Origin of the sequence: Nocardia sp. NPDC059764, from assembly GCF_042732555.1 — a bacterium.
In the GTDB taxonomy this organism is placed as follows: Bacteria; Actinomycetota; Actinomycetes; order Mycobacteriales; family Mycobacteriaceae; genus Nocardia.
This window is the reverse complement of record NZ_JBHWHH010000206.1, coordinates 1-11,828: the sequence shown is the minus strand read 5'-3', so window position 1 is coordinate 11,828 and position 11,828 is coordinate 1. Positions and strand designations below refer to the sequence as shown.

The 11,828-nt window shown below is 69.8% G+C and carries 10 protein-coding genes; 5 read left to right on the top strand and 5 right to left on the bottom strand.

The annotated features are described in order from the left end of the window. Window positions 1-125: 125 nt before the first annotated feature. Entirely contained in the window at window positions 126-785 is a 660-nt protein-coding gene (locus tag ACFV4K_RS31030) for an FABP family protein (RefSeq protein ID WP_379279723.1), read from the top strand. A gap of 424 nt (window positions 786-1,209) precedes the next feature. Here ACFV4K_RS31030 and cydC read toward each other — a convergent pair whose 3' ends face one another. From cydC to ACFV4K_RS31005, 5 genes are all read right to left on the bottom strand, one after another. Then, window positions 1,210-2,919 (bottom strand): thiol reductant ABC exporter subunit CydC, encoded by a 1,710-nt coding sequence (gene cydC / locus ACFV4K_RS31025; RefSeq protein ID WP_379279721.1) that lies wholly within the window; start codon window positions 2,917-2,919, stop codon window positions 1,210-1,212. Beyond that, the gene (cydD, locus tag ACFV4K_RS31020; protein ID WP_379279719.1) at window positions 2,916-4,667 is read right to left on the bottom strand and encodes a thiol reductant ABC exporter subunit CydD; all 1,752 of its coding nucleotides are present in this window, start codon (window positions 4,665-4,667) and stop codon (window positions 2,916-2,918) included. The genes cydC and cydD overlap by 4 nt, the downstream gene beginning before the upstream one ends. A gap of 64 nt (window positions 4,668-4,731) precedes the next feature. After that, the gene (gene cydB / locus ACFV4K_RS31015) at window positions 4,732-5,781 is read right to left on the bottom strand and encodes a cytochrome d ubiquinol oxidase subunit II (RefSeq protein ID WP_379279717.1); all 1,050 of its coding nucleotides are present in this window, start codon (window positions 5,779-5,781) and stop codon (window positions 4,732-4,734) included. Between the two features lie 9 nt (window positions 5,782-5,790). Continuing rightward, the gene (locus tag ACFV4K_RS31010) at window positions 5,791-7,263 is read right to left on the bottom strand and encodes a cytochrome ubiquinol oxidase subunit I (protein ID WP_379279715.1); all 1,473 of its coding nucleotides are present in this window, start codon (window positions 7,261-7,263) and stop codon (window positions 5,791-5,793) included. A gap of 116 nt (window positions 7,264-7,379) precedes the next feature. Next, window positions 7,380-8,306, bottom strand: coding sequence for an aminodeoxychorismate lyase (locus ACFV4K_RS31005; RefSeq protein WP_379279714.1), 927 nt, complete (start codon window positions 8,304-8,306; stop codon window positions 7,380-7,382). A gap of 211 nt (window positions 8,307-8,517) precedes the next feature. Between ACFV4K_RS31005 and ACFV4K_RS31000 the strand changes: the two genes are divergently transcribed. From ACFV4K_RS31000 to ACFV4K_RS30985, 4 genes are all read left to right on the top strand, one after another. After that, a complete protein-coding gene (locus tag ACFV4K_RS31000) occupies window positions 8,518-9,630 on the top strand; it encodes a YgfZ/GcvT domain-containing protein (RefSeq protein WP_379279712.1) in 1,113 nt (370 codons plus the stop codon). Continuing rightward, complete coding sequence (locus ACFV4K_RS30995) at window positions 9,627-10,292, top strand: MOSC domain-containing protein (protein WP_379279710.1); 666 nt, start codon at window positions 9,627-9,629, stop codon at window positions 10,290-10,292. The genes ACFV4K_RS31000 and ACFV4K_RS30995 overlap by 4 nt, the downstream gene beginning before the upstream one ends. Window positions 10,293-10,308: 16 nt before the next feature. Next, complete coding sequence (locus ACFV4K_RS30990; protein ID WP_379279708.1) at window positions 10,309-11,274, top strand: asparaginase; 966 nt, start codon at window positions 10,309-10,311, stop codon at window positions 11,272-11,274. Between the two features lie 184 nt (window positions 11,275-11,458). Then, window positions 11,459-11,671, top strand: coding sequence for a DUF3073 domain-containing protein (locus ACFV4K_RS30985; RefSeq protein ID WP_213558229.1), 213 nt, complete (start codon window positions 11,459-11,461; stop codon window positions 11,669-11,671). Window positions 11,672-11,828: the final 157 nt, after the last annotated feature.

Below are 11,828 nucleotides of genomic sequence, written 5' to 3'. Positions count from 1 at the left end.
GTGCTTACCTTCGAAATTCTGCTGGTACTCGTGTCCGTGCTGATCGCCTGGTTCGGTCTGTACGTCCTCTACCGGCTGTTCACCGAGTCGTGACAGATCCGGCCCACGAGAACACCGAAAACGGAGTGGCCAACGGCTCGGCGTCCGATGACGCCGCCGGTTCGCGCCGCAGCGGCGACCAGGCGGTCGCGGAGGCGGTCGAGCGGGCCAAGTCGACCGGGGGGCTGAACGTTCCGACGCTCCCCGATCTGCCGCTGCCCGTGGACACCGCGAATCTGCGGCTGGGCCCCGATCTGAGTTCGTCCATGCTCGCACTGCTGCCGCTGGTCGGCGTGTGGCGCGGTGAGGGCGAGGGCAACGACCCCGAGACCGGCGACTACCGCTTCGGTCAGCAGATCATCGTCGCCCACGACGGCGGCGACTACCTGACCTGGGAAGCCCGGTCCTGGAAGCTCACCACCGAGGGCGAGTACGACGGCCCGGACCTGCGTGAGAGCGGTTTCTGGCGGGTCGGCATCGACGGCGACGACGAGGTGCTGGAGCTACTGCTCACGCACTCGACCGGCATCGTCGAGCTGTTCTACGGCCAGGCCCTGACCCAGTCGTCCTGGGAGCTGGCCACCGACGTGGTGATCCGCAGCCAGTCCGGCATCGTGGTGGGCGGCGCGAAGCGGCTCTACGGCATCGTCGAGGGCGGCGACCTGGGCTACGTCGAGGAGCGCATCGCGGCCGACGGCGCACTGGAGCCGCGGCTCTCGGCCCGCCTGAAGCGGTATATCGGCTGAGGGGCCTGCCGATACGGCACGCGACAACTGATTTCGCTGCGATGGGGGTACCTCCTGGGGTACCCCCAAAATTGTTTGGGCACCCGGCGCAGGCACGGAATGCCAACTCATACGGCTCTAAGCCACCCGCTGAAGTCCCGGCACAGTACGGCCCCCGAGTCATACCTGCGGAAGGATGCAACGTTCTTCACGCAAGTTCGGTCGGACGGACCGTAACTCGGGGGCCGGGTGACTGCCGTGGATTCGCGAGGGCTCGCGCGATCGGAATCCGATTGCAGCGGTAGCGCCTAGCTGGCAGCCACCTCACGCGTCCTAGAAATCATTCTCGAACCACCTCCTTCCTGTGTACCGACGAAATTAGTCGGATCCGGCTCTCGCGGCAACGTATTTTCGCGGACTGCGAAAAGGCAGGTCAGACCGCGGTTTAGGGAATACGGGGACCGGTGTCGATCGCGCCTCCGGGTTCGACGCGAACGATGGTGTCGGCCTTGGCGTCCGGGGGCAGCTGGTGGGTGACGACCACGACCGTGCGGTCGCGATCCACCAGGCCGCTCGATTCGTCCAGGAGGCGGCGCAGCAAGTCGGCCCCGGCCTCCGCCTCGAGATGTTCGGTGGGTTCGTCGAGCAGCAGCACCCGCGCGGGCGAGAGCAGGGCGCGGGCCAGCAGGATCCGGCGACGCTGGCCGCCCGAGACCGCGGCGGCCCCGCCGACCAGATCGGTCTCGACTCCGTCCGGCAGTGAGTCCAGCCACTCCCCCGCCCCGACCGCGCGCAGGGCGGCATCGGCCTCGGCGGCGGTGATGTCGCCGCGGGCGACGCGCAGGTTCTCCAGCACGGTGGTGCCGAACAGGTGCGCGTCCTCGGCGAAGAAGGTGACGCCGGGCTCGGGTGTGCCGAACAGGCCCGCCCATGCCATGAGCAGGGTCGTCTTCCCCGCACCGCTGGGCCCGGTCACCGCGATCCGGCGGCCCTGCGGCAGGGCCGGGAATTTCGATGCGGCAGTCTCGGATTCGCGGGGAGCCGGGTCTCCGGCTTCCAGCTCGTCGAGGCGGCGCAGGGCGGCGCGGCCGGTGGTGAGCGCCTGCGCGGCGGCGGGCAGCACCGCGACCGCCTCGAAGGCCGACAGCGGCACCAGCACGAGCACCGTGAACGCCATCGGCGAGATGCCGCCGGGCGCGACGGTCTGGAACCCGGCGGTCGGCACCGGAGATCCGCCGCCGTACAACACGATCCCGATGAGCAGCGCCCCCAGCACGCTGACCCCGATGGACAGCGGCAGCACCGCCGCCGCCCAGGCGCCGTGCGCCGCCGCCCGGTCCTCCGCCGCGACCGCGCGCCGCCCCGCCGCGGTGGCCGCGCCGACCGCTTCGGAAAGCCGTCCCGCGACCCGCAATTCGGGTGCGTGATCCAGCACGGTGAGCGACTCGGCGGTGAACTCGGTCCGGTCGGCCCGCACCGCCAGTTCGGCTTCTTCGGCCGCCCGCGCCGACAGCCAGGGCGCGACGATCCCCGACACCGCCAACGCCACCGCCAGAATCACCGCCGCGGGCACCGAGATGCTCGCCAGCAGTCCGACCGCGAGCAGGGACAGGATCACCGCCACCGCGATCGGCACGACCGCGCGCACCACCACGGCTCCGAGGTCGTCGATATCGCTCATCACTCGCCCGAGCAGTTCGCCCCGGCGCAGCTGGGTCGGATCCCCGTGCCGGGCTTCGGTTTCGGTCCGGGGCGAACCGGTGGAACCGCCCGCCTCGTCCACTGCTCCGAAACTCGCGGCACCGGTCGTGCCGGTCCGGCGCGGCCGCCAGATATTCGCGCCGGCCAGCGTGCGATAGGTGGTGGTCCGTGCCGTGCTCATGGCGCGCAGCGCGACGTCGTGGGTGGCGAGCCGCTCGAGGTACCGGCACAGCCCTCGCGAGATGCCCAGTGCCCGAACGGTCACCACGGCGAGGCTCAGGTCCAGGACCGGCGGCATCTGCCAGGCCCGGGCGATCAGCCAGGCCGCGAGCGCGGCCAGGCCGAGCCCGCTGCCGAGTGCGAGCACGCCCCAGCCGACCGAGAGCGCCATGCGCGCCCGCGACAGTTCGAGGAGTTCCCGGATCCGCCGGAAGTCGGCCATGACCGCCCTCATCGCGTCGACACCTCCCGGTCCGATCCGGTGACGCTCGCCTCCGGATCGTCGAGTGTCGTTCGCGTGGCGCGGACTTCGACGATGCGGTCGGCGACCGCGAGGACCGAGGCCCGGTGGGCGACCACGACGACGGTGGCCCCGGCGCGGGCGCGGGCGGTGAGGGCCGCGAGCACCGTGGCCTCGGCGGCGTCGTCGAGGTGGGCGGTGGGTTCGTCCAGCAGCAGGATCGAACGGGGGGCCGCGAGGGTGCGGGTCAGGGCCAGGCGCTGCCGCTGGCCGAGGGACAATCCGACGCCGCCCGCGCCGACGACGGTGTCCCAGCGGTCCGCGAGGGCGTCGAGGACGGCGTCGAAACCGGTGGCGGCGCAGGCGGCGTCGATCTGGTCGTTCCCGGACGGGGGTCCGAGGAGTTCGAGGTTGGCGCGCAGCGTGCCGGGGAGCAGGACCGGGCGTTGCGGGAGCCAGGCGATGGAGGACCAGTATTCGTCGGGGTCCAGCTCGGGGACGGGGGTGCCGTCGATGGTGACCGTGCCCGTGTCGGGGGCGAGGAGGCCCAGGACGGCTTGCAGGGCGGTCGATTTGCCGCAGCCGTTGGGCCCGGTGAGGACGGTGACCTCGCCGGGCCGGAGGGTGGCGGTGAGGCCGTCGGGCGCGTTGCCGTCACGGGCGGTGATGCCGAGGTCCCGGATCTCGATGTGACCGAGCAGGTTTCGATGCACGGTCCCGGCGGGCGCGGCGGGCGCGGCCTCGGCGTCGGGCTCGAGAACGGCGAAAGCCCCTTCGGCCGCGGCCATTCCGTCCTGGGCGGCGTGGAAGCGTTCGCCGACGGCGCGCAGCGGCAGGTACACCTCGGGGGCGAGGATCAGGGCGAGCAGCCCGGCGTAGAGCCCCATGTGGCCGAAGACCAGTCGCATGCCGATGGACACGGCGACCAGGGCCACGCACAGGGTGGCGAGCATCTCCAGCACCATCGAGGACAGGAAGGCCAGGCGCAGCGCGGACATGGTGCGCCGGTGCAGGGCGTCGCCGAGTTCGCGGACGCGTCCGGCCATGCTGCGGGCCGAATCATCCTGCGGCGCCGGTCCCTTGGCGGTCTCGCGGCCGAGGGCGCGCAGGGTGGGCATGCCCGCGAACAGGTCCAGCAGTTGATCCGACAGCCGGGTGGTCGCGGCCAGTATGTCCGCGGACTTCCCCTGGGTGAGCAGCCCGATGAGGATCATGAAGATCGGGATCAGCGGCAGCGTGACGGCGATGATCGCGCCGGACACCCAGTCGTGGACGGCGATGACGGCCAGCACCACCGGGGGCACGAGGGCGGCCAGGATCAGGGCGGGCAGATATCCCGCGAGGTAGGCGCGCAGCCCCCTGAGCCCGGAGCCGACCACGACCGCGAGTTCGGTACGGCGGCTCTCCAGTTCGCGCGGCGGGAGCTGGGCCCCGGCCGCCAGGGCGGCGGTCTCGAGTTCGGCCACGACCTGCGCCCCGGCCCGGTGCGCGAGCCGGGACTGCCACCAGGTGGCCGCCACCCGGCACAGCACGGCGGCCGCGAACACCGCCAATTCGACCGTCCACGACCCGATCCGGCGGTGTTCCGGTTCGGTGACGACCCCCGCGAGCACCCGGGCCAGGGCGAGCGCCGCGATCACGATGCATCCGGTGGTGATCAGCGAGAGTCCCACGCTGAGTCCGAGATACCGGCGCGCGGAGCGGGCGTGCCGCCACAGCCGCGGGTCCACCGGTCGTGCCATGGTCGATCTCCTCTGCGAAAAGACGCGCCGCCCAAATCCTTCCGGGGGGCGGCGCGCCCCGGGTTCAGCTCTTCGCGGATTCCATGGGCAGCCCGATCGGGGCCGGGATCTGTTCCATGGTGAGCCGCTTGCGGAACACCCAGTACGTCCAGGTCTGGTAGACCAGCACGACCGGGACCAGCGCCACCGCGACCCAGCTCATCACCACGAGCGTGTAGTGGGTGGAGGAGGCGGCGACGGTGCCGTCGCGGCCGTCGACGGTGAGGCTGAACGCGTCGTTGATGGTGGACGGCAGCACATTCGGGAACAGCGACCCGAACAGCAGCACGGTGGCGGCCGCGATGGTGATCGCGGTGCCGGTGAACGCCCAGCCGTCGCGCCCCTGGCTCGCGGCGAAGCCCGCGACCAGCAGTCCGATCACGGCCAGCGCCAGCGGAATCCAGGTCCAGCCGTGCCCGTGGGCGAGCTGGGTCCAGATGCCGAAGGCGGCCACCACGACGGCGGTGGGCACGAACAGCACGCGGATGATGCGTTGTGCGTCGTCGCGGACCTCGTTGCCGGTCTTGAGGGCGATGAACAGCGCGCCGTGCAGCATGAACAGCAGCAGCGTGGTGAGCCCGCCGAGCAGCGCGTACGGGTTGAGCAGGTCGAAGAGGTTGCCCTCGATCTGCTTGCGCTCGTTGAGCTTCACCCCGTGCACGATGTTCGCGAAGGCCAGACCCCAGGCCAGCGCGGGGATCCAGGAGCCCAGGCCGATGCCGATGTCGCACCAGGTGCGCCAGCGCGGGTCATTGATCTTGCCGCGCCATTCGATGGCGCAGGCCCGCGCGATCAGCCCGACCAGGATGAGCAGCAGCGCCAGGTAGAACCCGGAGAACAGGCTGGCGTACCACTCCGGGAAGGCGGCGAACATGGCACCGCCGCCGGTGAGCAGCCACACCTCGTTGCCGTCCCACACCGGTCCGATGGTGTTGAGCACGGTGCGCTTCTTCTGCTCGTCGCCGCGCCCGATGATCGGCATCAGCATGCCGACGCCGAAGTCGAAGCCCTCCAGCACGAAGTAGCCGGTGAACAGGACCGCGATCAGCAGAAACCAGAATTCAGGGAGACTCATCCTCGGCTCCTAGTAGGCGAAGGAAAGCTTCTCGACGGGCTCCCCGGTCATCTTCGGGGTGCCCGGGGTGGATGCCTGTTCGGGTCCGGCGATCACGTAGCGGCGCATCAGATAGAACCATCCGATGGCCAGCAGTCCGTAGAGCGCGGTGAACACGATCAGCGAGGTGAGGATGGTGCCCGCCGAGACCCCGGAGACGCCCTGCTGCACCGTCATCCGGATGTGCTGGTCGCCGGTCGGGTTGGGTGCGACGACCCAGGGCTGGCGGCCCATCTCGGTGAAGATCCAGCCGGAGATATTGCCCAGGAACGGGGTGGCGATCGCGATCAGCGACAGCCAGCTGAACCAGGTCTGGTCCGGGATCCGGCCGCGGCGGGTGACCCAGAATCCGGCCAGCGCCAACAGGATCGAGCCGGCCATCCAGGTGATCATGGCGCGGAAGGACCAGTAGGTGACGAACAGGTTGGGCCGGTAGTCGCCGACGCCGTACTTCTGGTTGTACTCGACCTGGAGGTCCTTGACGCCCTGCAGGGTGACGCCGGTGAATTCGCCGGTGGCCAGCCACGGCAGCACGTAGGGCACCTCGATGAGGTGATCCACGCTGTCGCAGTTGTTGTGGGTGCCGACGGTCAGCACGGAGAAGTCCGGATCGGTCTCGGTGTGGCAGAGCGATTCGGCGGACGCCATCTTCATGGGCTGCTGTTTGAACATCAGCTTGCCCTGGATGTCACCGGTGAAGATCAGCGCCACCGCGGCGATGAGCACGACGTACAGGCCCATGCGCGCGCTCGGCCGCCACATCGTGCGGGCGTCCTCGAGGAGCGCGTCGTTGCCTTCCGCCTTGGCTTTTCGGGCATTGCGCACCATCCACCAGCCGGCGATGCCCGCCACGAAGGTGCCCGCGGTGAGGAAGGCTCCGGCGATGACGTGCGGGAAGGCGGCGAGGGTGGTGTTGTTGGTGAGCACCGCCCAGATGCTGTGCAGTTCGGCGCGGCCGGTCTCCGGGTTGTACTCCGCGCCGACCGGGTGCTGCATGAACGAGTTGGCGGCGATGATGAAGTAGGCGGAGGCGTTGGTGCCGATGGCGACCAGCCAGATGCACGCCAGGTGCAGCTTTTTCGGCAGCCGGGTCCAGCCGAAGATCCACAGGCCCAGGAAGGTCGATTCCATGAAGAAGGCGACCAGCGCCTCCATGGCCAGCGGGGCGCCGAACACGTCGCCGACAAAGCGGGAGTATTCGCTCCAGCCCATGCCGAACTGGAATTCCTGCACGATGCCGGTGGCGACGCCGAGGGCGAAGTTGATCAGGAACAGTTTGCCGAAAAACTTTGTGAGCCTGAGCCAGTGCTCCTTACCGGTGATCACCCACACGGTCTGCATGCCCGCGACCAGCGGTGCGAGGCCGATGGTGAGCGGCACCAGGATGAAGTGATAGACGGTGGTAATTCCGAACTGCCAGCGCGCCAGATCTACGACGCTCATCCGACCTCCCTGCCGATCTACGACATGACGTAGTAACAGAGACTACGCGTCGGGAGGCGCGGATCAACGTATGCCTCGCCACAGTGGGCCCGATATTTGCTGGAACGTGATCGGGACTACCAGTCGGCGAGGCTCCCGGGAAGCGCGATGCCGCGGTTCACCATCTCCACGATCTCGGCCGCGTTCTCGGGTGGCGACATGCGCAGTCCATCCAGCGAATTGACCCGGGCGATCAGGGTGATCGAGGACAGCATCCACACGGCGTCGGCGGTGATCAGGTCGGCCGTGAACAGCGGCTCGTAGCGGCACTCCCAGCCCGCCTTCTCCGCCTGCGTGAACAGCGCCCGCTGGGTGGTGCCGGGCAGGACGCCGTTGCGGGCGGGCGGGGTGATGAGCTGGTTGTCGCGCTGCACGACCACGGTCGAGCGCGGACCCTCGAGGACGCGGTGCTCGGTGCTGGTGAAGATGACGTCGTCGGCGCCCATCCGCTGGGCGAAGCGCAGCGCGGACATATTCGTCGCGTACGACAGGGTTTTCGCGCCCATCAGCAGCCACGGCGCGTTCTGCGCCAGGTCGACGGAGATGCCCTTGGAGAGGGTGATCACCGAAACGCCTTCGGTGCGCGCCTTTTCCACCCGCGCGGGGACGCCGACCACGAAAACGTAACCGGTGGTGGCGGGTTCGGCTCCGGCCAGATCGCCGGTCTTGTTCGCCGGACGTTGGCCAGCTCCGCCGTGATCGCTGTCACGTCCGCGAGTCAGGACCATCCGCAGGGTGCCCTCGCGGCCCTTGCCCCACTCCTCGGCGGCCAACTCGACCGCGAACCGCCATGCCTCGAGGTCCGGCGCGGGCAGATCCAGCGCCTCCGCCGAACGCCGTAGCCGCGCCAGATGCATTTCCAGCGCGCACGGCACACCGTCGCGCACCAGCACCGTCTCGAAGACGCCGTCGCCCCGCAACGCACCGATATCGTCCGCATACAACAACGGCGCGTCCGGATCCCGGATCGCGCCGTCGAGTGTCACCAGAACCCGTTCCACCATGTGATGAGCCTAGGGGAGTCGACGGGTCCTGGGTGCCATACTGTGCCACCCGGCTCGTCAAGCCACCTGCCACGACCTGCTGGAAGCGGTGCTCGCATTTCAAACCTGCCCAAATGCGCCACCGGCGCGTCTCGGGGACGACATCGGTCCGGGGTCCCGTTCCCGAGCCGTGCGCCCGAGGCCTGTCGCCGCGAGCCGCTAGGGTGGAGTCGTGTCCTCCTCGGTTGCCAGTCCGATCTTGCAGGTTCCAGGGGCTGTCGCGGGGCTGCCGGAGTCACCGGATGCCGCGGTCGCATGGCATTACGGCGATCCCTTCGGGGAGCAGCGCGCGGCGGCGGAGCGGGTCGCGGTGGTGGATCGCTCCCACCGGTTCGTGCTCTCGATCACCGGCAAGGAACGACTGAGCTGGCTGCACACCATCTCCAGCCAAGCCGTCGCCGGTCTCGGTGACGGGGAGTCCGCGGAGAACCTGGACCTCGATCTCAACGGCCGCGTGCTGAACCACTTCGTACTCACCGAACTCGACGGCACGGTGTGGATCGACACCGAGGGCGCCCGCGGACCCCACCTGCTGAGCTTCCTGCAGAAGATGGTGTTCTGGGCCGACGCGAAGCCCGTCGACGCCAACGATCACGCGGTCCTGAGCCTGCTGGGCCCGGCCGCGGCCGACCTCGTCGACGCCCTGGGCGTGCCCGCCCTGCCCGACACCTACCGCGCGGTCCCGCTGCCCGGCGGCGGCTTCCTGCGCCGCATGCCCTGGCCCACCGCCGACTCCTTCGACCTGCTGGTCCCCCGCGACCAGCTCGCCGCCTGGTGGACCACGCTGCGCGACGCGGGCGCGGCGGCCGCGGGCCTGTGGGCGTTCGAGGCGCTGCGGGTGGCCGCCCTGCGCCCCCGCCTGGGCCTGGACACCGACGACCGCACCATCCCGCACGAGGTGAACTGGATCGGCGGCCCGGCCGAACACGGCGCCGTGCACCTGAACAAGGGCTGCTACCGCGGCCAGGAGACGGTCGCGCGGGTGCACAATCTCGGCAAGCCGCCCCGGCACCTGGTGCTGCTGCACCTGGACGGCTCGGCGGATTCCCGTCCGGCGCCCGGTGATCCGGTGACGGCGGGCGGCCGCGCGGTCGGCACGCTCGGCACGGTGATCGACCACTACGAGCTCGGCCCGATCGCGCTGGCCCTGATCAAACGCACCATCCCGGTGGACACCGAGCTGGTGGCCGGCCCGTGCGCGGCGGCCATCGACGCGGATTCGGTGCCCGCGCACGACGAACCGCAGGCCGGGCGGCTCGCCGTCGAGAAGCTGCGCGGCCGGTGACCGCCACCCCCGTCGGCCGGGTGCTGGCCGTCTGCGTCGTGCACGCCGAACTCGAGGTGCCCGCCAAGTCCTCGAAGGTGGGCCGCACCGCCATCGACAAACGTCCGGTGCCGCAGCGGGTTCCGGTCCGGGCCCTCGGCCTGGACGGCGACCACGTGTGCGACACCAAGCATCACGGCGGTACCCACCAGGCCGTCTACGCCTACGCCGAGGAGGACGCGCGGCGCTGGTCCGCCGAACTGGGCCGCGACCTCGCGGCGGGCTGGTTCGGCGAGAACCTGCGCATCGACGGGCTCCCCGTCAGTGACGCGGTGATCGGTGAGCGCTGGGCCATCGGCGACACCCTGCTCGAAGTGTCCGCGCCGCGGGTCCCGTGTGCCACCTTCCAGTGGCGCGCCGGTGAGCCGCAGTGGGTGAAACGCTTTACGACACAGGCGAACACGGGCGCTTACCTGCGAGTTCTGGCCGAGGGCGGGATCGGCGCGGGCGACGATGTGCGGGTGGTGCACGTGCCCGAGCACGGGGTCACCGTCCGCGATCTGTTCACCGGCGCGGACCCCGGGCGCCTGGAGTTGCTGGAATCCGCCGAGCCCACCATCTCCGATGACGTCCGCATGCAGATCGACCGTCACCGCCGCCGCCACGCCGCGGCGGCCCGATGACAGCGAAGGGGCACCGATGAGCGTCGATCTGGTCGAGGTGGTGCGGTCCGGTTTCCGCGAGTGCGTCCACCGCGGTTCCGCGGTGGTGCTGCGCCCCGACGGTGAGCCGCTGGTCGAGGTGGGTGCGGTGCACGGCCCGATCTTCCCGCGCTCCACCAACAAGCCGCTGCAGGCGCTCACCCTGCTGCGCAACGGTTTCGAACCGGTGGATGACGCCGAGCTGGCCATCGCCACCGCCTCGCATTTCGGCGAGCCGGATCACGTGGAGCTGGTGCAGCGGTTGCTGGACCGCTTCGGTTTCACCGAGGACGATCTGGAGTGCCCGCCGGATCTGCCCTTCGAGGAGCAGGCCCGGGCCCGGGTGCTGGCCGGCGCCGACCGCGACAAGGCGGCTCGACGGATCTTCATGAACTGCTCTGGCAAACATGCCGCCATGCTCGCCACCTGCGCGATCAACGGCTGGCCGATCCGCGGCTACCTCGAGGTCGGGCACCCGTTGCAGCAGGCGGTGCTGGACACCGTGGCCGACGTGACCGGTGAGCCGGAGACCGATCTCGGTATCGACGGGTGCGGCCTGCCCATCGTGCCGGTGTCGCTGGTGAATCTGGCCCGCGCCTATGCGGCTTTCGCCACCGCGCCCGAGGGTGCGCCGGAACGCCGTGTCGCGGACGCGATCCGAACCCATCCGCGAGTGATTTCCGGCACGGACGGCCCCGATTTCCGCGTTATGTCCGCGACGCCGGGACTGGTGTGCAAGATCGGCGCGGACGGTGTGCACGCGGGTGCGCTGCCGGACGGTTCGGCCTTCGCGTACAAGATCGATGACGGCGCCGATCGCGCGCGGCTTCCGCTGACGCTGGCCATTCTCCAGCGTATGGGGGTCGAGTGGACCGATGCGCACGCTGAGCTGGCAACGCCCGCGGTGCTGGGCGGCGGAGCTCGCGTCGGCATCATTCGAGCGATTCCCGGCGTCCTGCAGTAGCCGGTCGGCAGGGTTTTCAGGATCGCCCGGTTGTCGCCGGTCCCGGCCCCGGGACGTTTATCCCCCACTCCTGGAAGCGCGACCGCCTGACACACGCTAAAGTGTTCGTCAGGAAGAGTATTAATTCGAACGGGGCCGCCAAACCCACCCCAGGCCGCCCCGCAGTGACGCGAGGGGGTCAGCCATGGGCCGTGGCCGGGCTAAGGCAAAGCAGACCAAGGTTGCACGTGAGCTCAAGTACAGCTCACCGTCGACCGACTTCACGAGCCTTCAGCGCGAACTGTCGGGGAGTCCCTCCGACACGCAGCTGAGTGGTGCTGTGCTTTCCGACGAGCACGACGCGAAGGACTCGCGTGCGGGCTGGGACGAAGACGACTACGACGACTGGCGTCGCTGACCTCGGATTTTCGCCGTGTAAGGGGGAGGCCCACTATGGCCTTCCCCTTTAGCACGTCGATATGCCCCGAGGTCAGGGCCATTCGCTGAGCATCCGCGGCGAACAACTACTGCCGGTCCCCCTTCCTACCGGCGAAAAGACAAACGGCCCCGGCACT